We start from the raw sequence: 26,757 nt of genomic DNA, 5'->3' as shown, positions 1-26,757 counted from the left end.
GGGCCGCTTAGGCCGTGCCCGAGGGGAGCGGCTCGGGCCAGCGGGCGCGTGCCTGTTCCGCGGAACGGAGCAGGACCAGAGTCGGAAGTCCCCGCTCCTGACCGCCTGCCAGCAGCTCCGGAAGCCGGGGAAGGGGAGCCACGGCCGCGACGTCGTCGAGAACGAGCGTCATTGGTGGGTCGAGCCGACCGTCGGCTGACCGTGCGGCCAGGCGGCGGCCGTGCTCGACCACGTCTGATGCGAGTGCGGTGAGCAGAGGCATCGCACCGGGGTGGGTCCTGGGATCCTCGATCGGTTCACCCACCACATAAAGGGTGCCCCCTTCGTCTATGAATGATTCCAGGGTGAGGGAATCGGCTCGGTTCGGGGTGCAGGCCTCACGGATGTGGATCGAGGAGAGCGCGGAGAGCACCCGGACGACCAACTGCTGGGCGATCTCGCGGCGTTCGGGGTGCCCGATGAGCGCGGACTCGAGCAGTCCGGCGAGTCCGGCGGCGGCTTTGGGATGCGTACGGAGGATGCGTACGGCGTCCTGGGCGCCGGCGCCCTGTGCCCAGCGGTGGAGCTGCTTGAACGGGCGCCCGTCCACGGCCGCGGCGTGCAGCCAGCAGCGCAGGAGCGTTTCCGCGGTGTCGGCCATGGCGGCGTCGAGGCGGGCGCGGGGGCGTACGGGCGAGAGGAGGGCGGTGGCGCGCTCCTGAGCCGTGGCGGCGTCCTCGCAGCGTGCGGTGGGAGACCAGTGGAGGCGGGCGGGGGTGTCGCAGAGATGCCCGGGGTCGTAGACGAGGACAGGGCCGAGCTTGGCCCGCGCGTCCTTGGTCTCGGCCCAGACGGTGGGGTCGGAGGTGACGACGAGGGCGGGGCCTTCGGAGTCGAGGACGGCTTGGAGGGTGGTGGGGCGGCGGGTTGCGGGGTCGCCGTAGAGGAGGCGGGGATACGGGTGCGGGGACGGGGTGCCGGCCGCCCGCCCCTTGCTCCGCAAGAGGGTTGGGCCCTGCGGCCCCGGGGAGCGGGCTCACGGCTGCGCCGTTGCCCGTGCCGGAGGGGCCGGCGTGAACGGGACCGTGGGGATCCGATCTGCCCGCCCCTTGCTGCGCAAGCGCGTCAGGGCCTACGTCGTCCGAGGCCGGGCTCGCGGCTGCGCCGCTGACCGTGGCGTATGAGAAGCCAGGGCTCGCCGGGTGACCCCCGCCTGCCGTTCCGGAGGTGGCGCCGCTGCCCGGGGTGCCCGGTGTACCCGGGGCGTACGGGCGGGCGTGGGCGAGTTGACCCGAGTCGGCCATTGCTGCGCCGCTGCCCAGGGCGCCCGGTGTACCGGGGCCCGCAGCGTGGACCGGATCTGCCGTTCCGGCGGCTGCGGCGCTGCCTGAGGCGTACGGGCCGGGGTGGGCGGGGTGAGCCGGGCCTGCCGCGCTCGGCGGCGCCATGTACGAGGCAGCACCCGCGGGGTTACCCGGGGCTTCCGGCTCAAGCGGCGACTTCCCCATCGCGCTCGGCTTGGCCCCTCGGCCCGCCCTCACCGCGCGCCAGCGTGCCAGCGTGCCCAGGGCGAATACCGTCAGGACCACCAGCACCATCAGCTCGCCGATCGCCAGACCCCAGAACAGCCCGTAACCCGACAGCTCCGCCGGTGGTGTGGCCGGCCAGGCCGACGGGAGGTCGTGCGGGGCGGATGCCAGTGCGCGTATGGCCAGAGGCGTACTCGTGAACGTGACGCCCTCCGGCCACGCGCCGTGTGCCATGACGCCCGCCAGGCCCGTGGCCGTCCAGGCCAGCAGGGTCAGGCCGAGCAGGAAGCCGAGCAGGCCCACCAACAGGCCGTCGGGGATGCCGCGTTCGTCGCGGTCCCGCGGGTGCTGGTGGTAACGGCCGTCGCGCATGTCATGCCACCGTCGACTCGGAGGACTCGTCCATCTGCCGGCGCTCGACCAGGGCCGCGCGCTGCTCCGCCTCCCACTCCGCGGCCGCTACGTCCTCGGGCAGCGCGGGCCCCGAGGATTCCGTCATCGCCCGGTCCGTGAAGACCAGTGGTCTCTCCGCCTCCGTCACCAGGTGCTTGACCACCTGGACATTGCCGTTGACGTCCCAGACCGCGATGCCGGGAGTGAGCGTCGGGATGATCTCGACCGCCCAGCGGGGCAGGCCCAGCACGCGGCCGGTCGCCCGTGCCTCGTCCGCCTTCTGGGCGTAGATGGTTCTGGTGGAGGCCATTTTGAGGATCGCCGCCGCCTCCCGCGCCGCCGCTCCGTCGACCACGTCCGACAGGTGGTGGACCACAGCCACGAAGGAGAGACCGAGCCGGCGGCCGAACTTCAGCAGCCGCTGGAAGAGTTGGGCCACGAACGGGCTGTTGATGATGTGCCACGCCTCCTCCACCAGGAAGATGCGTTTCTTGCGGTCCGGCCGGATCCACGTGTGCTCCAGCCACACCCCCACGATCGCCATCAGGATCGGCATCGCGATCGAGTTCCGGTCGATGTGCGAGAGGTCGAAGACGATCAGCGGCGCGTCCAGGTCGATCCCGACCGTCGTCGGGCCGTCGAACATGCCCCGCAGGTCACCGTCGACCAGCCGGTCCAGCACCAGCGCCACGTCCAGACCCCACGCGCGTACGTCGTCCACGTCGACGTTCATCGCCTCGGCGGACTCCGGCTCGGGGTGCCGCAGCTGGTCCACGATGTCCGTCAGAACCGGCTGCCGGTCGACGATCGTCTCGTTGACGTACGCGTGCGCCACCTTCAGCGCGAAGCCCGACCGCTCGTCGAGCCCGTGCCCCATCGCGACCTCGATGATCGTACGGAGCAGCGCCAGCTGACCCGTCGTCGTGATCGCCGGGTCGAGCGGGTTGAGCCGGATACCGCCGTCCAGCGCCGTCATCGGGTCCAGCCGGATGGGGGTTATTCCCAGCTCCTGGGCGACGAGGTTCCACTCGCCCACCCCGTCCTCGCCCTGTGCGTCCAGGACGACGACCTGCCGGTCGCGGAAGCGCAACTGGCGCAGTACGTACGTCTTCTCCAGCGCCGACTTGCCGTTGCCGGACTCGCCGAGCACCAGCCAGTGGGGCGCCGGCAGCTGCTGGCCGTACAGCTGGAAGGGGTCGTAGATATAGCCCTTGCCGCTGTACACCTCACGGCCGATGATCACGCCCGAGTCGCCGAGGCCCGGCGCCGCGGTGGGCAGGTACACGGCCTGCGCCTGGCCCGTCGACGTACGCACGGGGAGTCGGGTCGTCTCCACCTTCCCGAAGAGGAAGGCGGTGAAGGCATCCGTGAAGACGGACAGCGGATCTCGCATGGCGGTCTGCCCTCTCGTCAGCGTCGGATGCCGGTCGCGAACGGCAAGGTGTTCACAAAGGCCCGGTGGTGCTCGCGGTCGCACCACTCCAGCTTCAGATAGGACTTGCCGGCCGAGGCCCTGATGGTGCGCTTGTCCCGGGCCAGGGACTCGGGCGAACGCGATGACACAGTGATGTACCCGACAAGGTTGACCCCCGCCGCACCGCTCGCGAGATCTTCACCCCGCTGGTCCAGTCGGCCGTGGGCGGCGATGTCGCGCGGGTCGACGGTGCGGTTCATCTTGGCGGCGCGGCTCGCGTCCGCCTCGTCGTTCGTCTTCTCGGTGAGCATCCGCTCGATGGCGACCTCGGTGGGCTCCAGGTCCATGCAGACCGCCACCGTACGGATCACATCGGGCGTGTGGACGAGCAGCGGGGCCAGGAAGTTGACGCCGACCGGGGTCATCGGCCACTCCTTCACCCAGGCGGTGGAGTGGCACCAGGGCGCGCGGGTGGAGGACTCGCGGGTCTTCGCCTGGAGGTAGGTCGGCTGCATGGCGTCCAGCTCGGCCGGCCAGGCGTTCCGTTTCGTCATCGCCTGGATGTGGTCGATCGGGTGGTCGGGGTCGTACATCGAATGCACGAGGGAGGCGAGCCTGCCCTGGCCGAGCGGCTGGCGGACGCGGATGTCGGCCTCGGCCAGGCGCGCGCAGATGTCGGTGAGCTCGCGCGCCATGACGACGGCGAGGCCCGCGTCCTTGTCGAGCTTGCGGCCGGACTGGGGGCGGGCTGCGCGAGCCATGGCGTGGGCCTCGGCGGCCAGTTCGCGGGTGTAGTGCATACAGGCGACGAGGTACGCGCGGTGCTGCTCGCTGGAGGTGGAGACCATCGACTGGAGTTGGTCGTACGAGTCGCGCAGCCACATCGGCGTCTGCTGGTCGCCGCGCTGGGCGACGTCCTTGGCGTGCGCGTCGGGGTCGGCGGGCAGCGTACGGGCCAGCATCTGAATGCGCGTCACAAAACCGTCGCCGTTGGCCACATGCTTCAGCAGCGTGCCGAAGCGGTCGACGAGGGCCTCCTGATCCTCGCTGTCGCGCAGTCCGACGCCCGGGCCCTCGATCTCGATGGCGGCGGTGACGGTACGGCGGTCGGCGTGCAGCAGTACGGCGATCTCGTCCGGGCCGAAGGGCGCGGCGAGCCAGTTGATCCTGCCGATGCCCGGGGGCGGGCCGACCTCGAACTCGCGGCCGTCGAGGCGGATGCCGGCCTCGGCGGCGGAGGAGCGGTAGAGGGTGCCGCTGCGCAGGGTGCGCTTGTAGCTGCGGTTGATCTCGAACCACTTGTAGATGGTGCGGTGGTTGTACGGGACGTACACGGCGGCGAGGGCGAGGAGCGGGAAGCCCATCAGCAGCACGATCCGCAGGGACAGGACGGGGACCAGCAGCCCGCTCATCATGCCGAGGAACGCGCCGGCGATGATCAGCGCGATCTCGCCGGTCTCGCGGTTCTTGCCGACGATCGCGTTCGGCCGGGCACGGCCGATGAGATACGTACGGCGGGGCGTGATCGGTTGGGACTGGGTCGTCAACGCCCGCCACCTCCTGTGCTCTTGCGGTTGCTGTGCGGGGTGCCACTGGTGGGACCGGTACTGGGCCGGCTGCTACGGGGTGGGGGTGCGGCGGATCCGCCCCCGCCGCCGCCCCTCCGGCGCCTCCCGGGTTGCGGCTGCTGTGGGCGGCGACGCCCCCGCTGAGGGGGTTGGCGGGGCGGGGGGCGCTGCCGCTGTTGCTGCCGCCTCCACCGCCGCCCTCGTTGCCGCGGCTGCTGTGGGTCTTGATGCCCTGGGAGACGAGGGCGGCGGGTGAACTGATGACGGCGGCCGCGGCGTTCTCGGCGCCGTTCTGCAGGCGGTTGTTGCGGGAGGCGACGATCTCGTCGCCGAAGCCGGGAACGAAGCGGTAGATCATCGCGGAGGCGAAGATGGCGAGCAGGATGATCGCGAGGCCGGAGACGACGGCGGAGAAGGAGTCGGGTCCCTCGTTGGCGGAGAGGGCGCCCGCGATTCCGAGCACGATCGCGATCACGGGCTTGACCAGGATGATCGCGATCATGATGCCGGCCCAGCGGCGGACGTGCCCCCACATGTTCTTGTCGACGAGTCCGGCGTAGACGACGACGCCGAGGAGGGCACCGACGTAGAGGAGCACGGCGCGGATGAACAGCTCGAGGTAGAGCACACCGGCCGCGAGAACGGTGACGAGCGAGACGACGATCAGCATGATCGGCCCGCCGCCGATGTCGGTGCCCTTCTTCAGGGCTGCGGAGAAGTTCCCGAAGAACTGTTCGGTCTGGCCGCTGGTGCCGCCGGCGATGACCTCGGTGACGCCGTCGGTGGCGGAGACGAGGGTGTAGAGGATCAGCGGGGTGAAGGCGGAGGCGAGGACGGTGAGCCAGAGGAAGCCGATGGCTTCGGAGATGGCGGTGGTGAGGGGGACGCCGCGGATGGCGCGCTTGGCAACGGCGAGGAGCCAGAGGACGAGGGTGAGGATGGTGGCGGCGGCGAAGACGACGGCGTACTGGGAGAGGAAGGTGGTGTTGGTGAAGTCGACGGTGGCGGTGGACTTCACGGCTTTGGAGAGGGTGTCGACGGTCCAGACGGCGGCGTCGGCGCAGCCGCGGGCGAGGGAGGCGAGGGGGTCCAGGGCGTCGGCGGGGTCGGTGGAGCGGGGGGCGCGATTGCTGTCGCCCGATTCGCAGTAGTCCCGGGCGGGGCCGACGATGAGGTCGCAGTTGTCCTTGTTGGACGGCGTCGGTGTCGGCGTCGGTGCTGCGAAGGCACGCGATGCCCCGAGCACGGCAGCCGTCTGGACGGTTGCGAAAACGGCCGTGAGCGTGTGCGCGCGGCGCGGGCTACCGGGCATACGTGAGCCCTCCGTACTGCTCGACTGCCTTGGCGATCTCGTCGGCGCTGGATGCCGTACGGTCGGCGTTCACCGGTGCCGGGCCGTCCTTCTGGGAAAAGCTCTCGACCTTCCAGTCCCCGTCTGCCCACCGGAGCTTGAGCGTCATGGTGAACCAGTCGTTGGTGACGGGGTTGGTGGAGCTGACTCCGGCCGTGCCGAACACGCCGGTGCACCAGACCTCCACGGTGGTGGACGTGTCCGTGTACGCCGTGACCTTGGTCCCTACAGGTGCCGTGCGTGAGACGTAGGTCAGCCCTTTGGCGGCGTTGCCGTTCGCGTCGAGCCCGATCTTGGCGAGGAACTCCTGGTTGTACGCCTGGTCGAGCCGGGCCCCCAGGTCCCCGACCTTGTCGGTGACGAAGAGCTGGCGCACGACCTCGCGCCGCCGGTCGGGCTTCAGGATGTCGGCGGACACGAGCGCCACCGCGTAATTCGCCGCCGCGCTCTCCGCTCCCTGCTCATCCTTCGCGAACCCCGACGGAATCTCCCCGTTCTTCCCCGTCACCGGCTTCACCCCCGTCGCCGCCGTCGGAGCCCCCGCCGCCCCCTTCGCACCCGTACCCGACGGGGCGTCATCGTCGCCCCCGCCCTGGTTCGCGAACGCGATAGCCGCGATCAGCAGGACCACCACACCCACCACCGATGATGCGACTCGCCGCCGAGCCGCCGGGGCGCACCGGGTGCGCCGCGAGTAGCTCGTCACCGGGCTCGGGCGCGCCCGGGGAGGACCGGCGGGGGGGCAGACAGCCATCCCGTACACGATGGTGAACAGGGTCCCCAGCGACCCGATGATGAAGACGCCGGTCAGCCCGGCGACAATCAGGCCCTTGCCCTGCTCGGCGCTGAAGGTGTCGCGCAGGGCCGTCGCTCCGATGCGCTGTTTGGCCGCGCCCCAGATCGCGATGCCCAGGCAGAGGAGGATGGCAATGGCCATCACTACCTCGATCATCACTCGAGCCTCGTTCCCCAGGCTCCCGAAAGGCCCCCAGTTCGGGGCGATTCCGCCGATGATGGTGGTGATGTCGCCCTTTTCGGCTGCCAGGATCATGTAACTCACCGCCCCTGTTGGGTTGTTCAGTGCCCTTGCCCCTCGGCATGGGCCGTCGTTCTATCTTCGCTGATGAATCCGCCCACGTAAGCCGACTTGGCGGGTCTCTTTACCCGATCTCCGCACGTATGACCGATCCCACCGTCCTGACCTGCGACGGCGGGGGCCGGGCCGGTTGCAGTGAGCGCGTCTGGTTACTCTATGTATCACGGAGGGTGACTCCGGGCAATGACTGTCGTTGTCGCACCTTTGGGGGCGCTTCGGGCAGTCGTCGCCCTGGCGGTGCTGCCGCCCGCCGTCATGGTCAGGACAGCGGTGACCAGGACGCCTTCGCTCGGCCCGCGTCTGCCCGCACTGGGCACACGGCGACGCCTGACGTGTCTGTCGAGGGTTAGGGGGTGATGGGGCCCTGTCCGTCGAGCTCTGCGAAGTGGTCGAACTCGCCGGCCCGGACCCCTAGGACGAACGCGTCCCACTTCTTCAGGGTCGTCGTGACGACGTTCTCGGGGGCGCTGGTTTCGCGTAGATGGACAAAGCCCTCAGACCCGAAGGCGACCTCGATCCAGGGGCCGGGCCCCTCGGCGCCTTCGGGGGCGGCGCGGGTCCAGCTGAGGCTGGTGGGGATGTCAGCCACGGTTCTCCTTGAGGGCCCGGAGGAGTGCGGACCAGGTGGCGGGGGTGGTGTGGAGTATCGCCCCGTCGGGGTCGCTGCTTTCGGTGAGTTTGACGGAGCCGCGGCTTGCCGCAACGTTCAGGCACGCGTCGCCCTCCCCGCAGTACGACGACTTCTGCCAGTCGAGTGTCGGCACAGCTGATCCCTTCACAGGTGTCGGGCGATATTGCGGATGAAGTCCTGTGACTTCTTCCGCTCGAGGGCGACGGAGTTCATGCGGTCGAGCAGTGTTCGGTACTTGTGGAGTTGAGCCTCGGCGTCCACCAGCACGGGGCCATGGGACTGGTCGAGGTGAACGGTGTCGAGCCGGGGTACGGGGCCGAGTGCGTACGCCACCGATTGCCCCGAGCCCGGGAACGCGCCGACCTCGAACGGGATCACCAGGACCGTGATGTGGTCGTGTTCGCTCATCGCGAGCAGGTGCTCGAGCTGGCGGCGGGCGGTAGCCGTGCCTCCGAACGTCATGCGCAGCGCCGCCTCGTGAACGATCGCCGAATAGGGCATCGGGCCTGCCCGGTAGATGACGTCCTGCCGCTTGATGCGGTGGGAGACGCGGTGCTCGATCTCGGGCGGAGACAGTTCGGGCACGACCTGGCGGAAGACCTCGCGGGAGTGATCAGCGATCTGGAGGAGGCCGGGAATGTGGGCGGTGTACGCCGTGCGCAGTGCCTTGGCGTGGTGCTCCATCTCGGCGAGGTCGCGCAGGCCGACCGGAAGGATGTCCCGGTACTCCTCCCACCATCCCCGCTTCCGGTCGGCAGTCATGTCCGCGAGGGCATCGATGAACGCCTGGTCTGAGCAGTCGTAGATACGCGCGATGGCGCGGATTCGGTCGGCGCTGGCGCCGAAGCGGGCCACCTCGATGTTGCTCAGCTGGCCCGGGCTCGTGCCGAGCATTGCGGCCGCTTGGGTGGAGGTCATCCCGGCGCGTTCGCGGAGTTTCCGCAGCTCGGCCCCCAGGCGCAGACGGCGCGCAGAGGGTGCTGGCCTGCTTGCCATGGGTCAACTCCCTGGAGATTGAGGGTGGTTGCAGGGTCACCCACACGAATGAACGATAGGCGGAATCCTTGGATTCAGGTCAAAGAATCCTTGTGAGAGCTCTAGTGTGTGACCCAGGCCACCCGCCTGGAAGCACCCCGCTCGACGGAGCGGCCCGGTCACCAGGCTCACACCCCAACCGCCGCTCCGCGAAGGAGACTTCCGATGGCCACCGTATCCCCGCCCTGGGCCTACACCCTCCAACTCCCGCACGACCCCCGCGCCCCCGGCATCGCTCGTTCCACCCTCCGGGCCGTCCTGCGGGCCCACCGCATGGCCGACCTGACCGACACCGCCGAGCTGCTCGCGAGCGAGCTCGTCACCAACGCCCACCGGTACTCCCAGGGGCCATTCAGTCTTCGTCTCCGCGCCCCCGAGCCGCACCGGCTCCGGCTCGGGGTCCGGGACGCCAACCCCGAGATCCCGCCACCCTTCAAGGGGGCGCTCAGTCCGCCCGGTGCGGACGCCGAGCGCGGGCGGGGGCTGCATCTCGTGGAGCTTTGCGCCGACAGGTGGGGCGCGTGCCCGCTCCAGCGGGGCGGCAAGCTCCTGTGGGTGGAATGCGTACAGAACCTGGAGTGTCAGTGGGGTGACCTATCGTGACTGAACGTAGCGAATTCGACGCGACTGGTGGAGGGGGACCGTGATGTCCGAGGCCCATGAATACGCGGGGCAGTACGGTGGAGACGTCGCTGAGCGGGTCACAGGTCCTCCCCTTGCTCCCGCTCGCGCAGCCGAGGAGCCCGACCCGCAGGGATGGAGGCCGCCAACCATGTCCGTGCTGCCGCCGCTGCGTCCGCGTCCGCGCCCCGGCAATCTGCGCGAGGTCGCCGAGCAGATCGAAGCAGCGACGGGTCTGCGCGTGCAGATCGTGGGAGGAAGCCTCGTGATGTCCCCGACTCCGCGCGGAAAGCACGCGGGTGTGATCTACCGGCTCGAGGAAGCGATCCGGCCGAGGCTGCCCGCGACGCTCGTCGCGGCGGAGATGGCGTCCATCGAGATGCCTGAAGATCCGGACGACTACGTGACGCCGGATCTCACAGTCTGCCCCGCGGAGTTCCTGGAGTCCGACGACTGGCTGATCGACCCGCAGGACGTCGAGCTCGCCGTCGAGGTCATCTCCAAGTCCGAGAAGGCCAGGGACATCAGCCAGAAGAACGACTGGTACGCCGTCGCCGGGGTGAAGGTCCTCCTCGTCGTCGATCCACGCCACGGGACCTGGGCGCTGCACACCCAGCCGCGCGGGGGCGGCTATCAGGAGACCCTGCGCGGCAAGTACGGCGAGGAGATCCCCCTTCCCGGTCCCCTCTGCCTCCAGCTGGCCACCGACCGTCTGCCCGTGTACGCGTCCGGCTGAGATCTTCGGAGCCAACCCGGGCCTCGGCAGGCAGAGTTGGATATCTTGAACAGCGTGACCGACGACGAGAACGTACTCGCCAGAATCGACACCAGCCGGCCGCACACGGCCCGGATCTGGAACTACTGGACCGGCGGCAAGGACAACTACTCCGTAGACCGCGAGGCCGGCGACCAGATCCGGCAGCTCCACCCCGGCATCGGCGACTACGCCCTGGCCGACCGGCTGTTCCTGGGGCGGTCGGTGCATCACCTCGCCGCCGATGTGGGTATCCGGCAGTTCCTCGACATCGGCACCGGGCTGCCCAGTGCCGACAACACCCACGAGGTGGCCCAGCGCGCCACGCCGGACGCGCGGATCGTGTACGTGGACAACGACCCCCTCGTTCTCGCGCACGCCCGCGCCCTGCTCACCAGTACCCCCGAGGGCCGCACCGACTACCTCGACGCCGATCTGCGCGACGTCGACACGATCCTGGAGCGCGCCGCCGGGACGCTGGACTTCACCCAGCCCGTCGCGCTGATGCTGCTCGGTGTGGTGATCTTCGTCGAGGACGACGAGGAGTCGTACGGCGTCGTGCGCCGCCTCATGGACGCGCTGCCCGTCGGCAGTCATCTTGTGCTCTCCCACACCATCACCAGCCCGGCGATGCCGGACGTGGACGCCGCCGTCGCGTTCTGGAACGAGCACGGCACGCCCAGGCTCACCCAGCGCACTCCGCAGCAGCTCACCCGGTATTTCGACGGCCTCGACCTGCTGGAGCCCGGTGTGGTCTCGTGCTCGCGCTGGCGGCCGCAGGTCGCGGACGGGGAAGTGCCCGACGAGGTCGCCATGTTCGGCGGTGTCGGACGCAAGGCCGAACAGAAGGCCGCGGACCAGGCATAGAGAAGGCATGGACAAGGCGTGGACAACGCGTCGGCGCGCGGGTGGAAACGGGCCGGAACGCGGCCCGGGTGGGGGAGGGTTGAGCAGTGCGGAAAGTCTGGATGGCCAGTGGGGTCGGGATCGGCCTGTGCCTGAGCTTCGTCGCGCTGCTCGTCGTCGGGACCTACTCCGCCGCCGCTGGGCTGATGGGCGGTGCGAACGGCGGGCGGGCGGTCGGGCTGGCGAAGGGCGCCGTACCGGCGCTCTACCAGCCGCTCGTCCAGAAGTGGGGCAACCTCTGCCCGGCCATCAATCCCGCGCTGCTCGCCGCCCAGCTGTACCAGGAGAGCGGCTGGAACCCCAAGGCGCGGAGCCCCGCCGCCGCCCAGGGCATCGCGCAGTTCATCCCCGGCACCTGGGCGACGCACGGCGTCGACGGGGACAAGGACGGGGACCGCGACGTCTGGGATCCGGCCGACGCGATTCCGTCCGCCGCCTCGTACGACTGTGAACTGGCCGGATACGTCAAAAAGGCGCCGGGCGACCCGACGGACAACATGCTCGCCGCGTACAACGCGGGCGCGTACGCCGTCATCAAGTACGGGGGCGTGCCCCCGTACCGCGAGACGCAGAACTACGTGAAGGTCATCCGCACCCTGGAGAAGAGCTTCGCCCGGCCCGCCGGGCGGGTCGAGCCGTCGCGGCAGGCGGCCGGGGCGATCTACTTCGCGCAGCAGAAGCTCGGTACGAAGTACCTGTGGGGCGGCAACGGCACGCCCGATCAGGGCGGGCGCTTCGACTGTTCCGGGCTGACACAGGCCGCGTACCGCACCGTGGGGATCGAGATGCCGCGTGTCGCGAACGATCAGTACAACGCCGGGGAACACCCCTCGCGCGACGAGCTCCTCCCGGGCGATCTGGTCTTCTTCTCGGACGACCTCACCAATTCGCGGGCGATCCGGCACGTCGGTCTCTATGTGGGCGGCGGGTACATGATCAACGCTCCGTACACCGGTGCCGTGATCCGCTTCGACAAGATCGACACCCCGGACTACTTCGGCGCGACCAGGGTCACCAAGGATGGCGCGAAAGCGCTGCCGACGCCGCTCCCGGAAGCCTGACGCAGCATCCGCCATGGCCGGAACCCTCTGCTAGGCCAAGGCCCTGAGCTGCGACGATGTGTCACTCTTCGATAACGTCATGGTGATCGTTCGGTGGAGAGTGGAACGTACGGGGGAAGCGGGCCGTTCCCTGGACTGGGACAGCCGCACTGACCATGCAGCAGACACCGCACTGAACACGGGGGTTGGCAGATGCGGCGCACACGGAGGTGCGTCGCGGCAGGCGACAAGGCAAGGGGCCGCGGCAGATGGCTGGACTCGCATTGGGGTTTCCCCTGACGGAGTCGATGGGGTCCCCCCTGACCAAGTCGGGGTCCGATCCCGACCTCAGCCTGCTCTACGACATCAACGGCCTGGCCAAGGACGCCCCGTCGTGGCTCGACCGCACCATGGAGTTCACCGGCGAGTACGGAATCATGCTCGCGCTGGTCCTGATGGTGCTCTGGTGCTGGTGGAGCGTGCGCCGGCGCGGCACCACGGAGGACTCGGTGGCGGCGGTCGCCGGGCTGGTCTGGGCGCCGCTGGCCGCCGGTATCGCGCTGCTGGTCAACATCCCCATCCGCGGGTTCGTCGAGAGACCGCGGCCGTTCCGGGATCACGAGGGCATCGAAGTCCTGGTGGCAGGGAAGACCGACTTCTCGTTTGTGAGCGACCACGCGACCATGGCCATGGCGATCGGGGCCGGGCTCTTCGTCGCGCACCGCACGTTCGGACTCGCCGCGATCGGGCTCGCGCTGGCCGAGGGCTTCTGCCGGGTCTACATGGGTGTGCACTACCCCACCGACGTCGTCGGCGGATTCGCGCTCGGTACGGCCGTGACGCTGCTGCTCGCACCCCTCGCGCTGGCGCTGCTGACGCCGCTGGTGTCGGGGATCGCCGGGTCGGGCCGGGTGGGATGGCTCGTACGGTCGAAGCGGGCGGCGGCCGGGCCGGCGGACCGGCACGAGACGCTGGGCATTCCGGAGCCGAGAACCGAGGGGTCCGGGACCGGCGAGAACGATCTCGCGGCCTGACGTCCTGGCCAGTGGCCCGACCACCCGGCCCGGCACCCGCTACAGCGCCTGCGGGAAGGTGAAGATCCTGTCAGGGTCGTACTGCTTCTTCAGCCGGGTGAGGCGGTCCGCGGCGCTTCCGTAGTACGCCCGGCGCCAGTCGGTCAGGGTGGGATCGATGTAGTTCTGGTACGCGGCCCCCGACGCGTAACGGCGCATCGACGCATGGGCGCTTTTCAGCCAGGCCTGCTGCGCCGAGCCGGCGGTTCCCGGCCGCCAGGCACCGATGTACTGGGCGAGCATCCGGGAACGCCGGTGCACGAACGATGTCGCCGACGGGTCCACCCGGTTGATCGCGCCGCCGAGCGCGGTGAGCGCGATGGAGCCGCCGCCACCGCCCTGGCCCGGCGAGATCCGGGTGAAGGCCTCGGTCGCCGCGATCAGCGCGTGGAGCCCGGCCGCGGAGAGGCCGCGGTCGAAGAAGTCGGACGCGGCGGCGTAGGTCTCGCGCTGCAGCGCACCCTGCGTGTTACGGCCCGGAGTGGTGCCCGGCAGGTGGCACTGGGCTTCCGCGAACGTCGAACAGCCCGCGTAACCGAGCATCGCGTCCCGGTAGCCGCGGCGTCGCACCGAGACCGAGCGGGCGGGCGAGCCCGCGCTGTCGGCGAGGCGGTCCAGCGCGTTCTTGAGATCGCCCTCGCTGCCGAGGGAGAAGGCCGCGATGGAGAGGGTCGGCGAACCGCCGCCCGGCCCGGCGGCCAGATGCGCCGACGACCAGATCTCGTCCGGCTGGTCCGGGCCCCACTTCTGCCAGGCGCCGAGCACGGCCGCGGCCTTCGACCAGGGCCAGGTGAGATAGGCGGTGACGGTCGAGGGCGTGGGATGCGTACGGAAGCGGAGCCGGGTCACGACACCGAAGTTGCCGCTGCCCGCGCCCCGCAGCGCCCAGAACAGGTCCTTGTTCTCGGTGGCGCTCGCGGTCAGCTGCTTGCCGTCCGCCGTGACGATGGTGGCCGAGGTGAGGCTGTCGCAGGTCAGACCGTACGCGCGGGAGGTGACGCCATGCCCGCCGCCGAGAGCGAGACCGGAGACGCCGACGGACGGGCACGAGCCGGCGGGGATGGTGCGCCCGTTGCGGGCGAGGGCGTTGTAGACGTCGATGAGCTTGGCGCCGGCGCCGATGGAGCCGTCCGCGGCGACGCGGTTCAGCGATGACACATCGATGACGAGCCGGCCGTTTCCGGAGGACCAACCGGCGTAGGAGTGGCCGCCGTTGCGGATCGAGACGGGGACGCGGTGGGCCCGGGCGTAGGCCAGGCACTCCCTGACGTCGTCCTCGCCCGCGACATAGGCGACGGCGGCGGGCTTCAGCGAGTCGAAGCGGGTGTTGTAGAGCTGCCGGGCGGTGGGGTACGCGGCGTCACCGGGGCGTACGAGCTTCCCGTCCAGCCCGCGCCCAAGGGCGCTCCAGTCGGGCGCGGCCGACGTGGAGACGGCGGTGGAGGCCGGGGGTCTGCCCGGCGTGGGGGTGCGGGTGGGTGGGACGGTGGGTGGGGCGATGGGTGCCGCGCCGGCGCCGCTGTCCTTGCCTGTGCAGGCGACAGCGGTGAGAGCAACAGCGGTGGTGAGCAGCGCGCGCCGGTCCATGGGGCCTCCTGGGGAACGAGACGGCTCCAGGGGGTGGAGGGTTCCCATGGCGGGAAGGTTTGGCGCGTACCCGCGCGTCAGTTTGCTGAGGTGTGCGACTCGGCGTCCGACCGCGCGCGGTCGCGGGAGCGACGGGCAGGTCCGCTCCAGCCGCAGGTGCACCGGGCGACGGCGAACGAGCCGCGCTCGGTGGTGGTGGTGTCGTGATGGGCCGGGGCGCTGCGTGCTGCGTCTTGCTGTGGCACCTCTCCACGGTACTGGGGCGCGGGCCGTACCCGGAGAGCCGCGTCTGGGGGACCGGCCCCGCGTGACGGGCGGCCAGGGCTGTCGTTATGCGGGACGGGTGGGGGTCTCGTACAAGCAGCGGTCCCGTTTCGGGGGTTGGCAGGCGATGGTGGTGCAGCAGCACAGACGCAGAGGCGGGGCGTTCGCCGTCGCGGCCGTCGTACTGGCGGTGGCGACCGGCGGGTGTTCCGGCGGTGGTGGCGCTGTCGCCGGCGACCGGCGCGGCGGCGGCATCGACGACGTACGCAAGGCCGCGGACGTGCTCGCCGAAGCCGGCAGCTCCAAGGCCCGTACGTCCATGGAGATGGCGACCGGCGGGACCCGGGTGACCATCCGTGGCGAGGGCGGATACGACTTCAAGCGGCGTACGGGGCAGCTCACGGTCGTGCTGCCCAAGGACCCCGCGGGCGCGGACGAGCACCGTCCGATCACCGAGCTGCTGGCGCCCGGCGCGCTGTACATGAAGAACCGGGGCGCGGGCGTGCCGGCCGACAAGTGGGTCAGGGTCGATACGACCACGCTCGAGGACGGCAATCTGGTCACCGGCGGCGCGACCGATCCGCTCGCCGCCGCCGAACTTCTGCGTGGCGCGCGGGAGGTGACGTACGTCGGCGACGAAGAGCTGGCCGGGACCAGGGTGCGGCACTACCGCGGGACCACCGACATCGCACAGGCGGCGCGGGTCGCCGAACCCCATGCGCGAGCCTCGCTGGCCGCCGCGGCGAAAGGGTTCGCCAAGGACATCGTGCCCTTCGACGCGTACTTCGACGACGCCGGACGGCTGCTCAAGGTCCGGCACCGGTTCAGTTTCACCAATGAGAGCGGTGCGGTCGCCGTTACCTCGACCACCCTGTTGTACGACTTCGGGACACCGGTAGTGGTGCGTCTCCCCGACGAACGGGACATTTACGCCGGGAAGATCGGGGCTTAGGGGGTGTCTTATGGATCAGGCCGGATCAGGGAGCGGGGTCTGGTGCCGTGCATCGCAAGGCGGAGGAAGAAGTCGACGCGGAGCGTCGGCGACTGACGACAACGTAGCGAGGTGCGGTGCCAGGGCACGCGAGCCCGGCAGGATCCGTAAGACACCCCCTTAGTTAGCCGTAAATGGTCCGGAAGTGCCATGCGCGGTGCGTGGCCCAATCCCTACGCTAGGAAGTCGGCACCGGCAGGAAGAGGTGAATGCGCGTGGCTCCGCCCAGTACTGCGACCGTCCAGGACCACGTTGCCCTCGCCGAGATCGAGCTGTGTGGCGAGTTGATGATCGCGGCATCGGCCGCGGACGGGGAGTGGCTCAGCCCGGACCGTATTGACGAGGTGCTGAAGGTAGTGGCCGAGCGGGCTGCGCTCTCGCGCGAGTCCCGGCAGGAGCGAGGGGAAACATCCCCCGGGTGAGGCGCGGCCGGGATGCCGTCGCCGCGCCTCCGCCGACGGGAGGCGCCTGACTGCCGTCAGCTGTACGGCTGTCAGGCGCACGGGCGTCAGGCGCACGGGCGTCAGGTGCGCAGAAGGCGCGCGATCGCCTTCGTCGCCTCCTCGACCTTCGCGTCGATCTCGTCGCCGCCCTTCACGGCAGCGTCCGCGACGCAGTGCCGCAGATGCTCCTCGAGCAGCTGGAGCGCGAAGGACTGCAGGGCCTTGGTGGACGCGGAGACCTGAGTGAGTATGTCGATGCAGTAGACGTCCTCGTCGACCATCCGCTGCAGGCCGCGGATCTGGCCCTCGATCCGGCGCAGGCGCTTGAGGTGCTCGTCCTTCTGCTTGTGGTAGCCGTGCACCCCGTGGTCGTGGTCCGGGACCGGGGGGTCGGCCGCCTCGGTGGTCGTCATCGCGTCCTCCCGTTGTCCAGCTTTGCTTGTCCGACTGTGCTTGTCCGAAACAGGGCTACATACCCCTCATGGGTATATGGTACCGAATCCCGCCAGAACGGGAACGGGACCCCGTGCGGATCGTCGTGGCTCATGGGCGACACTGAGGAACGCCGGTTAGCCGTGGCCGGATGATGCACCTAGCATCACCCTGACCGAATCCAGAGCATCCCGAGGACCCCACGTGCGATTTCGTCTGACCCCCAGGGAGACGAGCTTCTATGACATGTTTGCCGCATCCGCGGACAACATCGTCACGGGCTCCAAGCTCCTGATGGAACTGCTCGGTGCGGATGCCTCCGCCCGGGCCGAGATCGCGGAGCGGATGCGGGCAGCGGAGCATGCGGGGGACGACGCCACACATGCGATCTTCCACCAGCTGAACTCCTCCTTCATCACGCCGTTCGACCGCGAGGACATCTACAAGCTCGCTTCGTCGCTCGACGACATCATGGACTTCATGGAGGAGGCCGTCGACCTGGTCGTGCTCTACCAGGTCGAGGAGCTGCCCAAGGGGGTCGAGCAGCAGATCGAGGTCCTGGCGCGGGCGGCCGTGCTGACGGCGGAGGCCATGCCGCATCTGCGGACCATGGACAACCTCACCGAGTACTGGATCGAGGTCAACCGCCTCGAGAACCAGGCCGACCAGATTCATCGCAAGCTTCTCGCACATCTCTTCAGCGGTAAGTACGAGGCCATCGAGGTCCTCAAGCTGAAGCAGATCGTGGATGTGCTGGAAGAGGCGGCCGACGCCTTCGAGCATGTTGCGAACACCGTGGAGACCATCGCGGTCAAGGAGTCCTGACCTTCGTGGACACCTTTGCCCTGATCGTGACCATTGGTGTCGCGCTCGGATTCACGTACACCAACGGCTTTCACGACTCCGCGAACGCGATCGCGACCTCGGTCTCCACGCGTGCGCTGACGCCGCGCGCGGCGCTGGCGATGGCCGCGGTGATGAACCTCGCCGGCGCCTTCCTCGGCCAGGGCGTCGCCAAGACCGTGAGCGAGGGACTCATCGAGACGCCCCAGGGCCCGCGGGGCATGGGCATTCTCTTCGCGGCGCTGCTCGGCGCGATCGTGTGGAACCTGGTCACCTGGTACTTCGGACTGCCGTCGTCCTCTTCCCACGCGCTGTTCGGCGGCATGGTGGGCGCGGCGCTGACCGGCGGGACTGAGGTCATCTGGAGCGGGGTGCTCGAGAAGGTCGTCATCCCGATGTTCGTCTCGCCGGTCGTCGGCCTGCTCTGCGGCTATCTGGTGATGGTCGCGATCATGTGGTTGTTCCGGAAGTCCAATCCGGCCAGGACCAAGCGCGGTTTCCGGATAGCGCAGACGGTCTCGGCGGCGGCCATGGCGCTCGGTCACGGTCTGCAGGACGCGCAGAAGACGATGGGCATCGTGGTGATGGCGCTGGTCATCGCGGATGTCGAGGACCAGGGCGACGCGATTCCGGTCTGGGTGAAGATCGCCTGCGCGATGATGCTCTCGCTCGGTACGTACGCGGGTGGCTGGCGCATCATGCGGACGCTCGGCCGCAAGATCATCGAGCTGGATCCGCCGCAGGGGTTCGCGGCGGAGACGACGGGGGCGTCGATCATGTTCGGCTCGGCGTTCCTGTTCCAGGCGCCGATCTCGACGACGCATGTGATCACCTCGGCGATCATGGGCGTGGGGGCGACGAAGCGGGTGAACGCGGTGCGGTGGGGTGTCGCGAAGAACATCGTCATGGGGTGGTTCATCACGATGCCGGCGGCTGCGGCTGTCGCCGCGATGAGCTACGGGATCGTGTACCTGATCTTCGGTTAGGGCCCGCGCCTCAATCGCCGGCGAGGCTGAATTTGCCGCCCGGCGACGCTGGATACGTGAATGGGCCCGCCCCCCTGGGAGAGGGGGCGGGCCCTTCGTCTTGCGGTGGCACCGCCATGCAGCACCGCGAGACGTCTTAGGGGGCCTCGGGGAGTTCAGCGGTTCGCCGGGTGAAGCCACTCACCGGCAGCAACCACCAACGCCCCCGGCCCACGGTGCCCACGTGACCGGGTGATCATCCAAAGCGTCCGGAGATGTAGTCCTCCGTGGCCTGGACCGACGGGTTCGCGAAGATCCGCTCGGTCTCGTCGATCTCGATCAGCTTGCCGGGCTGGCCGACCGCCGACAGGTTGAAGAACGCCGTACGGTCCGAGACGCGCGCCGCCTGCTGCATGTTGTGCGTCACGATGACGATCGTGAAGCGCTCCTTCAGCTCACCGATCAGGTCCTCGATCGCGAGGGTGGAGATCGGGTCCAGCGCCGAGCACGGCTCGTCCATCAGCAGGACATCCGGCTCGACCGCGATCGCGCGGGCGATGCACAGACGCTGCTGCTGACCGCCGGAGAGACCGGAACCGGGCTTGTTCAGCCGGTCCTTGACCTCGTTCCAGAGGTTCGCGCCCTTGAGGGACTTCTCGACGACGTCCGCCAGCTGGTTCTTCTTGTACGAACGGTTCAGCCTCAGCCCCGCCGCGACATTGTCGAAGATCGACATGGTCGGGAAGGGGTTCGGCCGCTGGAAGACCATGCCGACCGTACGGCGTACGGCGACGGGGTCGACGCTGGAGCCGTACAGGTTCTCGTCGTCCAGCAGCACCTTGCCCTCGACGCGGCCACCGGGGGTGACCTCGTGCATACGGTTCAGGGTGCGCAGGAAGGTGGACTTGCCGCAGCCGGACGGGCCGATGAAGGCCGTCACCGAGCGGGGCTCCACGGTCATCGAGATGTCCTCGATCGCCTTGTGGGAGCCGTAGAAGGCGCTGAGCCCGCTGACGTCAATTCGCTTGGCCATATCAATTCACTTCCAGATGGCCTTAGCGGCCGGTCTTCGGGGCCTTCCAGCGGGCGATGCCGCGGGCCACCAGGTTGAGGATCATGACGAAGGCGATCAGCACCAGCGCGGCTGCCCAGGCGCGGTCGTACGACGCCTCACTGCCGATCTTGTACTGGTCCCAGATGTAGAAGGGGAGCGAGGACTGGGCGCCTTCGAAGGGGTTGGAGTTGATCAGCTGGCTGCCGAAAACGAGCAGGATGATCGGCGCGGTCTCACCGGCGATACGCGCGATCGCGAGCATCACACCGGTGGTGATGCCACCGAGCGCGGTCGGGATGACCACCTTCGTGATCGTGCGGTACTTCGGTACGCCGAGGGCGAGCGATGCCTCGCGCAGCTCGTTCGGGACGAGCTTGAGCATCTCCTCGGTGGAGCGGACCACGACCGGGATCATCAGGATCGCCAGCGCCAGCGCCCCCATCAGGCCGGACGGCTGCAGGTCGAACATCAGCATGATCGAGAGGAGGAAGAGACCGGCGACGATCGACGGGATACCCGTCATGACGTCGACGAAGAAGGTGACGGCCCTGGCCAGTGCGCCCTTGCCGTACTCCACCAGGTAGATCGCGGTCAGCAGACCGATCGGCACCGAGATCAGAGTGGCGAGGCCGACCTGCTCCAGCGTGCCGATGATGGCGTGGTACACGCCGCCGCCGGGCTCGATGCCGGGGACGCCGGCCATGGAGTGCGTGAGGAAGTACGTGTCGAGCACCTTGATACCGCGGCTGACGGTCACCCAGATCAGCGAGAACAGCGGGATCACGGCGAGGATGAAGCACACCCAGACGATGCTGGTGGCGAGCCGGTCCTTGGCCTGGCGCTTGTTCTCGACGATCGACGTCGCGATGTACGAGATGACCAGGAAGAGCAGGGCCGAGATCAGGCCCCACTGAACGCGGCTCTCCCAGCCGGCCGCCACGCTGATGCCGACGCCGAGGGCGATCGAGACGACCGCGAATCCTGCCGGGGCCCAGCGGGGGAGCGAACGGCCGCTGAGGCCGCCCTTCGGGGGAACAGGAGCCGGGGTGGGCCTGTCCTGTATGGCTGTCTGGCTCATGCGTTGGCCCCCGAGTACTCCTTGCGGCGCGCGATGATGAGGCGGGCCGCGCCGTTGACCAGCAGGGTGAGGATGAAGAGGACGAGACCGGAGGCGATCAGGGCGTCGCGCCCGAGCTCATTGGCCTCGTCGAACTTCGCGGCGATGTTCTGGGCGAACGTTCCGCCGCCCGGGTTGAGCAGATGCCCGGAGATCAGGAAGCTCGGGGAGAGGACCGTGGCGACGGCCATCGTCTCGCCGAGCGCGCGGCCCAGGCCCAGCATCGAGGCGGAGATCACGCCCGAGCGGCCGAAGGGGAGCACCGACAGGCGGATGACCTCCCAGCGGGTGGCGCCGATCGCGAGGGCGGCCTCTTCGTTCATCCGCGGGACCTGCAGGAAGACCTCGCGGCTGACGCTGGTCACGATCGGCAGGATCATGATCGCCAGCAGCACGCCCACGGTGAACAGCGAGCGGGCGACGCCGACTTCGGTCTTCTCGAAGATGTACGTCCAGCCGAAGAACTCATCGAGCCAGAGGTTGAGGCCCTCCATGTACGGGACAAGGAAGAGGGCGCCCCAGATGCCGTAGATGATCGACGGCACGGCGGCCAGCAGATCGACGACATAGGCGATGGGGGCGGCGAGCCTGCGCGGCGCGTAGTGCGAGATGAACAGCGCGATGCCGACGGCGATCGGTACGGCGATCGCCATCGCGATGATCGAGCTGACCACGGTGCCGAAGAGGAGGACGGCAATGCCGAAGACCGGCGGGTTGCCCGCCGGGTTCCAGTCGAAGGTGGTGAGGAAGTTGCCCTCGTCCTTCGAGATGGCAAGTGTCGCTCGGTAGGTCAGGAACACGGCGATCGACGCCATGATCACCAGGAGCAGGATGCCCGAGCCGCGGGACAGGCCGAGGAAGACCTTGTCGCCTGCGCGGCCGGTGGACGTACCGCTCCTCTTGGTGACCGGCGGAGCCGGTGTTGGAGGAGGTGCGTCTATCGGTGTGGTGGAAGCCATCAATCTTTCCGGTCTGTGTGGGGGAGCGGTCGACTCCCCTGGCGGCGGTGCACCGGATGGGTGGCCGGCGGGGGCGCGAAGCCCCCGCCGGCCTGTTGCGCTACTTCAGACCCGCGACGGTCGTGCGGACCTTGGCGTTGATCTCGGCCGGGATCGGGGCGTAACCGGCGTCGGTGAGAACCTTCTGGCCCTCGTCGCTGGCGGTGTAGGTCAGGAAGGACTTGACCGTGCCCAGGGTGTCGGCCTTGTTGCCGGTGTCGCAGACGACCTCGTAGGTCACCAGGACGATCGGGTAGGCGCCGTCGGCCTTGGTGGTGTAGTCGAGGCCGAGCGCCAGGTCGTTGCCGGTGCCCTTGATCTTGGCGGCGGCGATGGCCTTGGAGGCGTTCTCGCTGGTGGCCTCGACCGGGGCGGCGGCACCCGTGGCGATGTTGACGGTCGGGATGGACTGCGAGGTCGCGTACGAGAGCTCGAAGTAACCGATCGCGCCCTCGGCCTGCTTGACCTGCGCGGCGACACCGGAGGAGCCGGAGGCGGCCTGGCCACCGGGGGCCGGCCACTTCTTCTCGGCCTCGTAGGGCCAGTCGGTCTTGGCGGTGGCGCCGAGGTACTTGCCGAGGTTCTGCGTGGTGCCGGAGTCCTCGGAGCGGTGGAAGGCCTGGATCGCGGTGCTCGGGAGCTTGACGCCCGCGTTCAGCGCGGCGATCGCCGGGTCGTTCCAGGTCTTGATCTTGCCGCTGAAGATCTTGGCGATCGTCGCGGCGTCCAGGTTCAGCTTGTCCACGCCCGGGACGTTGTAGCCGATGGCGATCGGGCCGCCGACCATGGGCAGGTTTATGCCCTGGCCGCCCTTGCAGACGGTCTTCGACTCGGTGACCTCTTCGGGCTTGAGCGCCGAGTCGGAACCGGCGAAGCCGACGGTGCCCTGGTTGAAGGCGACGATGCCCTCGCCGGACGAGGAGGACTTGTAGTTGATCTCCACGCCGGTGCAGGCGGCCATGTAGTTCTTGACCCAGACGTCCATGGCGTTCTTCTGCGCGCTGGAACCGGAGGCGAGGAGCTTGCCCTTTGCGCCGTCACACTTGATGTTCGACGCGGCGCTGGTCTTCTCGCCGGTGCCGCCGGTGCTGCCACCCGCGTTGTCGTCCGAACCACACGCCGTGAGAACCAGGGCGCCGGAAACGGCGAGGGCACCGAGCGCGGTGGCGCGAAGGCCGATCTTGCGCTGAAGCTTCACTTCGGGTTGTTCCTTCCAAGAGCCGCCGGACGCTGACTGGTGTCGAAGACGTTCAAAGCGGCGTGTGTCGGGGTGGGGGGACCGGCACTGCACCGGTCACCGTGTAGGGCCGAAATTAGGCAGATCAGGTGAAGCGGCCAACGGGAGAGGGTGAACGGAAGGTGAACCGTGTCGGGCGGCTGAGTGCCCGCCGGTCGGGACACCCATTCGGCTCACGCAGAGTGCAGCGCGTCGAGCAGAGCATCCATGTCTCGAGGCGTCCGGCCGCCATGTAACCCGCGGTGGGCTGCCGGGCAGAAGGAGCGCGCGGTGCCTTCGCTGCGCCGGTTCTTGCCCTTCGGATGTGACGAATATCGTGACATGGCTGGGCGCAGTGCTCCTATCATCACAGTGTGATCGACACTCGTAACTCATTGCGACCGTCCAGGGCGTTCTCCCGCTCCTGCATCGCCCCGCCTCTCCAGGCGTGGCTGGACAGAGGCGGCACGGTCGAAGGCTGGCTCAACGGCCGTACCCCCTTGATCTCCTACGCCCGTATCTCTGCCGACCGGCTGACCGGTGACGCCATCGGCGTCGGACGCCAGCACAGGAACAACACCAGGAACGCAGAGCTCCACGGGTGTGTGGTTGTCATGCACTACGAGGACAACAACCTCACGGCTGCGAAGCGCGAGGTCATCCGCCCGGCGTTCCGGCAGATGTGCACCGACATCACTCACGGTCGCGAGGAGGAGACGGGGATACCTGTCCGTGGCTGCGTGGCCGTCGAGAAGGAGCGCGTGTACCGCCTTCCCCGTGACTTCATCGCTCTCCAGGACGCACTCGTCATGGTGGGCGACGGCGTCTTCATCGAGGACAAGGCGATCCTGGACCTCGTCAACGACGACGGGATTGGCGAGCGCGAGGTGAAGAAGGTCGGCACGCGCACCGCCCGGAACGCAGCGGATCGAGCCGAGGAGGGCAGGATCTACGGTGCGCCGCGCCGCTTCGGCTGGCTCGGGGCGTCCAAGGACCCCGTCAGGGTCGGCAACAAGCACAAGGATCTTGAGGAGTGGCCGCACCTGATCGACATGATCAAAGCGCGGTACGCGGGGCGCTCATGGCGCGGTATCACGGCCGACATGAACAAGAAGAAGGTCACGACTGCGAGGGGCGGGAGCTGGTCGGAACAGGCGGTGAAGGGCCTCGTCACGAACCCGGCGTGGTGGGGCGGGAGAGTCCTCAACGGCAAGATCGTGACGGACCCCAGGACCGGCGAACCCGTGATCGGGGACTGGGAGCACGCCGACGAGGAGATCGACGGCGTCACGTACGAGATGTGGAAATGCATCATGACCGGGGTCCAGGCGAACCGTCTGCACCGTGGAATGAAGCAAGCCGAGGGAGCCAGGTCCGAAGGGGAACTGCGAACGCGGACCTACCTGTTCTCCGGCTACCTGCGCTGCGGACGCCTCAACGACTTCGAGGAAGTCTGCTGCTCGCAGCTCTCCGGCAACAAGGCCACCGGCAGGAACGCCAAGTACGGCGACTACTACCGATGCGGAGACGCCAACTGCAAGGGCATCGGCCGCAGGGTGGCACCGGTGGACGAGTATCTGGAGGGCCTGGTTCTGGCTTACCTCGACAGGCACTTCGCCGGCACAAAGAGCAGGACGATCCCCTGGCGGGGCAAGGCCAAGCTTGCCCATCTCTGCAAGCAGCGACGGGATGTCGAGGACTCAGTCACTTCTGGGGAAGCCCACTGGAGCGACGTACAGGGCTTGCTCACGCGTCTGAACCGGAACATCGAGACGCTGGAGCAGGAAGAGACGGACCACCTGATGGCCGAGGCCAGGCGAAACCTTCTCCGCGGGTGGAAGCGAGAGAAGTGGGATCGACTGGAGCTGGAGGAGAAGCGAGCGGTGATCGGTCAGGTCATCACCTCCGTCGTCATCGTGCCGATCCCGGAAGGCGTCAGCGACAAGGCGCCGTTCGACCCCGCTTTGCTCAAGGTCTCCTGGCGTGAGAAGAGGACGGCCGTCAGTGGGCTGCCTGGTCGTCGCGCAGTCATCGCTTGAGGGCAGCGACCTGCCGAGCACGCGCGTCCAGATCCCGGACAGCACGTACCTTGCGGTAGGGGGCGATGCGGTTGCGCATCGTCCCGAAGTGTTCGTCACCGCGAGCAGTCGACAGCATCACGTAGTCGTCGAGGAACGCGCCCCATGTCGAGCACGCCTCTTCGAGATGCCCCAGCTCGAACTGGCGCTGGGCCATGACCGCGTGGGAATGCACGCGCCCTTGCCGTTCGTTCTTCGGCTGCGCCCGAAGGGACGCTTTCATGGCTGACCATGGACATCGATCCCGAGTTGGTGGCGCTCGCCTCCGATCGCCTGTCCACGTACGGGCAGAAGTCCTTCGTCGTAGCGGGGGACGGCGCTCTCGGCCACCCGGGCCGCGCACCCTACAGTCGGATCATTGCCACGGCTGCTCTCCGCTGTATCCCGCCCGCGCTCCTCGGCCAGGCTTCCACTGGCTCGGTTGTCGTCGCCCCGATCGGCTTCGGTGTCGTACGGGCAACCGTCATAGGCCCTGGCCACGCACGGGGACGCTTTCTTCCGACCCCCGCACACTTCATGCCACGCCGTACCCCCGGCAGGGCGCCGGACTTCGCGGCCGTGACCGAGCAGCCGGCCAGGGACACCGTCGTCCACCTTCCAGACGTGCTTGACCGGCTGAAGTTCCCGATGTCTCTCGCGCTACCCGGCTGCAACTCATGCTCATGGCCCGATGAGGGCGGCAGCCTGACCGGCATCGGCTTGTGGACAGAGGACGGCTCCACCGCCGTGGCCCACGTCCGGCAGACCGGCCCGCGAATGCTGTGGGACACGGTCGAGGAGCTCGCCGCGCTCTTCCCGCGCGTTGCCCCAGCCCGCGAGGACTTTGCCCTCACGATCACTCCCGCCTACCAGATCGCTTGGTACCGCGAACCGGGTTGACCGTCCTGGACCCTGTCCGGGCAGTGGGCACGCACCGGTTGCTTACAGCCCCTCCTTGGTCGCATGAAGTGTGTCGAGGAGCGCGGGGACGAGCTGCCGGTCCCGGTCCTGCGTCAGACGGGTGCATGCCTCAGCGGGTGGCAGCCACACCAGGCGGTCCACCTCCCTGTTCGGCTCGAACGAACCGCCCATGGCCTCGGCTGCCCAGTAGCGGACGTCCTTGGGGCGGCCTTCGACCTGGTAGCGGGCGTTGGGCAGCTCAGGTCCCAGGTCGCACGTCATGCCGGTTTCCTCCAGTACCTCACGTACTGCTCCCTGCCGGGCGTCCTCGCCGCGCTTCAGCTTGCCTTTCGGGTGCGACCAATCATTCCATTTGGGTCGATGAACCAGGGCAATCTCGATCCCGTCGCCCGAGGGCGAGCGACGCCACAGAACGCAGCCCGCCGCGAGAATCACTGAGTCATTGTTCATACGGCTGCTCCTCGTAGAAACCGCTTCTG

26 protein-coding genes and 3 pseudogenes are annotated in these 26,757 nt (G+C 68.7%); 11 read left to right on the top strand and 18 right to left on the bottom strand.

From position 1 onward, the window contains the following. Positions 1-7 precede the first annotated feature (7 nt). From SLUN_RS42610 to SLUN_RS18620, 9 genes and pseudogenes are all read right to left on the bottom strand, one after another. Positions 8-1,880 (bottom strand): annotated as a pseudogene (locus SLUN_RS42610) (type IV secretory system conjugative DNA transfer family protein). Between the two features lies 1 nt (position 1,881). After that, positions 1,882-3,294: an ATP-binding protein gene (locus SLUN_RS18650; RefSeq protein ID WP_108149657.1), complete on the bottom strand. Its 1,413-nt coding sequence runs from the start codon at positions 3,292-3,294 to the stop codon at positions 1,882-1,884. Positions 3,295-3,311: 17 nt separating this feature from the next. Next, positions 3,312-4,862 (bottom strand): SCO6880 family protein, encoded by a 1,551-nt coding sequence (locus tag SLUN_RS18645; protein ID WP_108149655.1) that lies wholly within the window; start codon positions 4,860-4,862, stop codon positions 3,312-3,314. After that, a pseudogene (locus tag SLUN_RS41290) lies at positions 4,859-6,195 on the bottom strand (hypothetical protein). The gene SLUN_RS18645 and the pseudogene SLUN_RS41290 overlap by 4 nt, the downstream one beginning before the upstream one ends. Further along, positions 6,185-6,988 carry a DUF8175 domain-containg protein gene (locus tag SLUN_RS41285; protein WP_371413918.1) on the bottom strand — a complete coding sequence of 268 codons (804 nt, stop codon included), beginning with the start codon at positions 6,986-6,988 and terminating at the stop codon, positions 6,185-6,187. Before SLUN_RS41285 ends, SLUN_RS41290 begins: the two are co-directional and overlap by 11 nt. A 6-nt stretch (positions 6,989-6,994) precedes the next feature. Continuing rightward, positions 6,995-7,186: pseudogene (locus SLUN_RS42705) on the bottom strand (DUF8827 family protein); the annotation flags it as partial. Between the two features lie 490 nt (positions 7,187-7,676). Continuing rightward, a complete protein-coding gene (locus tag SLUN_RS18630) occupies positions 7,677-7,919 on the bottom strand; it encodes a DUF397 domain-containing protein (protein WP_108149653.1) in 243 nt (80 codons plus the stop codon). Next, complete coding sequence (locus tag SLUN_RS18625) at positions 7,912-8,094, bottom strand: DUF397 domain-containing protein (protein ID WP_108149651.1); 183 nt, start codon at positions 8,092-8,094, stop codon at positions 7,912-7,914. Before SLUN_RS18625 ends, SLUN_RS18630 begins: the two co-directional genes overlap by 8 nt. Positions 8,095-8,105: 11 nt before the next feature. Next, a complete protein-coding gene (locus SLUN_RS18620; protein ID WP_108149649.1) occupies positions 8,106-8,957 on the bottom strand; it encodes a helix-turn-helix domain-containing protein in 852 nt (283 codons plus the stop codon). 204 nt (positions 8,958-9,161) lie between these two features. Here SLUN_RS18620 and SLUN_RS18615 point away from each other — a divergent pair, with 204 nt between their 5' ends. The 5 genes from SLUN_RS18615 to SLUN_RS18595 all read left to right on the top strand — a co-directional run bounded on the left by SLUN_RS18615 (position 9,162) and on the right by SLUN_RS18595 (position 13,351). Then, positions 9,162-9,599 (top strand): ATP-binding protein, encoded by a 438-nt coding sequence (locus SLUN_RS18615; RefSeq protein ID WP_108149647.1) that lies wholly within the window; start codon positions 9,162-9,164, stop codon positions 9,597-9,599. A gap of 169 nt (positions 9,600-9,768) precedes the next feature. Next, a complete protein-coding gene (locus SLUN_RS18610) occupies positions 9,769-10,353 on the top strand; it encodes a Uma2 family endonuclease (RefSeq protein ID WP_108149645.1) in 585 nt (194 codons plus the stop codon). Positions 10,354-10,407: 54 nt separating this feature from the next. Beyond that, entirely contained in the window at positions 10,408-11,238 is an 831-nt protein-coding gene (locus SLUN_RS18605; protein ID WP_108149644.1) for an SAM-dependent methyltransferase, read from the top strand. 101 nt (positions 11,239-11,339) lie between these two features. Continuing rightward, positions 11,340-12,338 carry a C40 family peptidase gene (locus SLUN_RS18600; protein ID WP_108149642.1) on the top strand — a complete coding sequence of 333 codons (999 nt, stop codon included), beginning with the start codon at positions 11,340-11,342 and terminating at the stop codon, positions 12,336-12,338. A gap of 248 nt (positions 12,339-12,586) precedes the next feature. After that, complete coding sequence (locus SLUN_RS18595) at positions 12,587-13,351, top strand: phosphatase PAP2 family protein (protein ID WP_175314310.1); 765 nt, start codon at positions 12,587-12,589, stop codon at positions 13,349-13,351. 39 nt (positions 13,352-13,390) lie between these two features. Here SLUN_RS18595 and SLUN_RS18590 read toward each other — a convergent pair whose 3' ends face one another. Together SLUN_RS18590 and SLUN_RS40005 are read right to left on the bottom strand one after the other, a co-directional pair. Continuing rightward, positions 13,391-14,977, bottom strand: coding sequence for an FAD-binding oxidoreductase (locus SLUN_RS18590; RefSeq protein ID WP_108149638.1), 1,587 nt, complete (start codon positions 14,975-14,977; stop codon positions 13,391-13,393). A gap of 77 nt (positions 14,978-15,054) precedes the next feature. After that, entirely contained in the window at positions 15,055-15,222 is a 168-nt protein-coding gene (locus SLUN_RS40005; protein ID WP_170146587.1) for a hypothetical protein, read from the bottom strand. 146 nt (positions 15,223-15,368) lie between these two features. Here SLUN_RS40005 and SLUN_RS18585 point away from each other — a divergent pair, with 146 nt between their 5' ends. Then, positions 15,369-16,193, top strand: a complete 825-nt coding sequence (locus SLUN_RS18585) for an SCO4651 family lipoprotein (RefSeq protein WP_108149637.1) — start codon at positions 15,369-15,371, stop codon at positions 16,191-16,193. 248 nt (positions 16,194-16,441) lie between these two features. After that, positions 16,442-16,654, top strand: coding sequence for a hypothetical protein (locus tag SLUN_RS18580; protein ID WP_108149635.1), 213 nt, complete (start codon positions 16,442-16,444; stop codon positions 16,652-16,654). A gap of 101 nt (positions 16,655-16,755) precedes the next feature. Here the strand turns inward: SLUN_RS18580 and SLUN_RS18575 are convergent, their stop codons facing one another. Further along, entirely contained in the window at positions 16,756-17,088 is a 333-nt protein-coding gene (locus tag SLUN_RS18575; RefSeq protein WP_108149633.1) for a metal-sensitive transcriptional regulator, read from the bottom strand. A 223-nt stretch (positions 17,089-17,311) separates the two neighbouring features. On the opposite strand from SLUN_RS18575, the gene SLUN_RS18570 reads away from it, so the two are divergent. Further along, positions 17,312-17,932: a DUF47 domain-containing protein gene (locus SLUN_RS18570; RefSeq protein ID WP_108149631.1), complete on the top strand. Its 621-nt coding sequence runs from the start codon at positions 17,312-17,314 to the stop codon at positions 17,930-17,932. Between the two features lie 5 nt (positions 17,933-17,937). Then, complete coding sequence (locus SLUN_RS18565) at positions 17,938-18,936, top strand: inorganic phosphate transporter (protein WP_108149629.1); 999 nt, start codon at positions 17,938-17,940, stop codon at positions 18,934-18,936. 235 nt (positions 18,937-19,171) lie between these two features. Here SLUN_RS18565 and pstB read toward each other — a convergent pair whose 3' ends face one another. From pstB to pstS, 4 genes are all read right to left on the bottom strand, one after another. Next, on the bottom strand, positions 19,172-19,948 hold the full coding sequence (pstB, locus tag SLUN_RS18560) for a phosphate ABC transporter ATP-binding protein PstB (protein WP_108149627.1): 777 nt from the start codon (positions 19,946-19,948) through the stop codon (positions 19,172-19,174). Positions 19,949-19,970: 22 nt separating this feature from the next. Next, a complete protein-coding gene (gene pstA, locus SLUN_RS18555; RefSeq protein WP_108149625.1) occupies positions 19,971-21,047 on the bottom strand; it encodes a phosphate ABC transporter permease PstA in 1,077 nt (358 codons plus the stop codon). After that, a complete protein-coding gene (gene pstC, locus SLUN_RS18550) occupies positions 21,044-22,045 on the bottom strand; it encodes a phosphate ABC transporter permease subunit PstC (protein ID WP_108149624.1) in 1,002 nt (333 codons plus the stop codon). The genes pstA and pstC overlap by 4 nt, the downstream gene beginning before the upstream one ends. Before the next feature lie 100 nt (positions 22,046-22,145). After that, positions 22,146-23,282 (bottom strand): phosphate ABC transporter substrate-binding protein PstS, encoded by a 1,137-nt coding sequence (gene pstS / locus SLUN_RS18545; RefSeq protein ID WP_108149622.1) that lies wholly within the window; start codon positions 23,280-23,282, stop codon positions 22,146-22,148. Positions 23,283-23,674: 392 nt separating this feature from the next. Here pstS and SLUN_RS18540 point away from each other — a divergent pair, with 392 nt between their 5' ends. Next, positions 23,675-25,339, top strand: coding sequence for a recombinase family protein (locus SLUN_RS18540; protein ID WP_108149620.1), 1,665 nt, complete (start codon positions 23,675-23,677; stop codon positions 25,337-25,339). On the opposite strand, the gene SLUN_RS18535 is transcribed toward SLUN_RS18540, so the two are convergent. After that, a complete protein-coding gene (locus SLUN_RS18535; protein WP_306610703.1) occupies positions 25,329-25,535 on the bottom strand; it encodes a hypothetical protein in 207 nt (68 codons plus the stop codon). The genes SLUN_RS18540 and SLUN_RS18535 overlap by 11 nt on opposite strands. A gap of 74 nt (positions 25,536-25,609) precedes the next feature. Here SLUN_RS18535 and SLUN_RS18530 point away from each other — a divergent pair, with 74 nt between their 5' ends. Then, positions 25,610-26,257, top strand: a complete 648-nt coding sequence (locus SLUN_RS18530; RefSeq protein ID WP_108149618.1) for a methyltransferase domain-containing protein — start codon at positions 25,610-25,612, stop codon at positions 26,255-26,257. A gap of 42 nt (positions 26,258-26,299) precedes the next feature. On the opposite strand, the gene SLUN_RS18525 is transcribed toward SLUN_RS18530, so the two are convergent. Continuing rightward, on the bottom strand, positions 26,300-26,728 hold the full coding sequence (locus SLUN_RS18525; RefSeq protein WP_108149616.1) for an NUDIX hydrolase: 429 nt from the start codon (positions 26,726-26,728) through the stop codon (positions 26,300-26,302). Between the last annotated feature and the right edge of the window lie 29 nt (positions 26,729-26,757).

This window comes from Streptomyces lunaelactis (genome assembly GCF_003054555.1).
Taxonomy (GTDB): Bacteria; Actinomycetota; Actinomycetes; order Streptomycetales; family Streptomycetaceae; genus Streptomyces; species Streptomyces lunaelactis.
Note: the sequence above shows the minus strand (reverse complement) of the source record. Positions and strands in the feature narration are given on the sequence as shown.

What these genes read in the sequence shown, in the direction of transcription:
- SLUN_RS18610 (WP_108149645.1), top strand. Translation starts at nt 9,769, where the DNA reads ATGTCCGTGCTGCCGCCGCTGCGTCCGCGTCCGCGCCCCGGCAATCTG.
- pstA (WP_108149625.1), bottom strand. Translation starts at nt 21,047, where the DNA reads ATGAGCCAGACAGCCATACAGGACAGGCCCACCCCGGCTCCTGTTCCC.
- SLUN_RS18620 (WP_108149649.1), bottom strand. Translation starts at nt 8,957, where the DNA reads ATGGCAAGCAGGCCAGCACCCTCTGCGCGCCGTCTGCGCCTGGGGGCC.
- SLUN_RS18595 (WP_175314310.1), top strand. Translation starts at nt 12,587, where the DNA reads ATGGCTGGACTCGCATTGGGGTTTCCCCTGACGGAGTCGATGGGGTCC.
- SLUN_RS18525 (WP_108149616.1), bottom strand. Translation starts at nt 26,728, where the DNA reads ATGAACAATGACTCAGTGATTCTCGCGGCGGGCTGCGTTCTGTGGCGT.
- SLUN_RS18650 (WP_108149657.1), bottom strand. Translation starts at nt 3,294, where the DNA reads ATGCGAGATCCGCTGTCCGTCTTCACGGATGCCTTCACCGCCTTCCTC.
- SLUN_RS18580 (WP_108149635.1), top strand. Translation starts at nt 16,442, where the DNA reads ATGCGCGTGGCTCCGCCCAGTACTGCGACCGTCCAGGACCACGTTGCC.
- SLUN_RS18600 (WP_108149642.1), top strand. Translation starts at nt 11,340, where the DNA reads ATGGCCAGTGGGGTCGGGATCGGCCTGTGCCTGAGCTTCGTCGCGCTG.
- SLUN_RS18530 (WP_108149618.1), top strand. Translation starts at nt 25,610, where the DNA reads ATGGACATCGATCCCGAGTTGGTGGCGCTCGCCTCCGATCGCCTGTCC.
- pstB (WP_108149627.1), bottom strand. Translation starts at nt 19,948, where the DNA reads ATGGCCAAGCGAATTGACGTCAGCGGGCTCAGCGCCTTCTACGGCTCC.
- SLUN_RS18575 (WP_108149633.1), bottom strand. Translation starts at nt 17,088, where the DNA reads ATGACGACCACCGAGGCGGCCGACCCCCCGGTCCCGGACCACGACCAC.
- pstC (WP_108149624.1), bottom strand. Translation starts at nt 22,045, where the DNA reads ATGGCTTCCACCACACCGATAGACGCACCTCCTCCAACACCGGCTCCG.
- SLUN_RS18615 (WP_108149647.1), top strand. Translation starts at nt 9,162, where the DNA reads ATGGCCACCGTATCCCCGCCCTGGGCCTACACCCTCCAACTCCCGCAC.
- SLUN_RS41285 (WP_371413918.1), bottom strand. Translation starts at nt 6,988, where the DNA reads ATGGCTGTCTGCCCCCCCGCCGGTCCTCCCCGGGCGCGCCCGAGCCCG.
- SLUN_RS18535 (WP_306610703.1), bottom strand. Translation starts at nt 25,535, where the DNA reads ATGGCCCAGCGCCAGTTCGAGCTGGGGCATCTCGAAGAGGCGTGCTCG.
- SLUN_RS18590 (WP_108149638.1), bottom strand. Translation starts at nt 14,977, where the DNA reads ATGGACCGGCGCGCGCTGCTCACCACCGCTGTTGCTCTCACCGCTGTC.
- SLUN_RS18585 (WP_108149637.1), top strand. Translation starts at nt 15,369, where the DNA reads ATGGTGGTGCAGCAGCACAGACGCAGAGGCGGGGCGTTCGCCGTCGCG.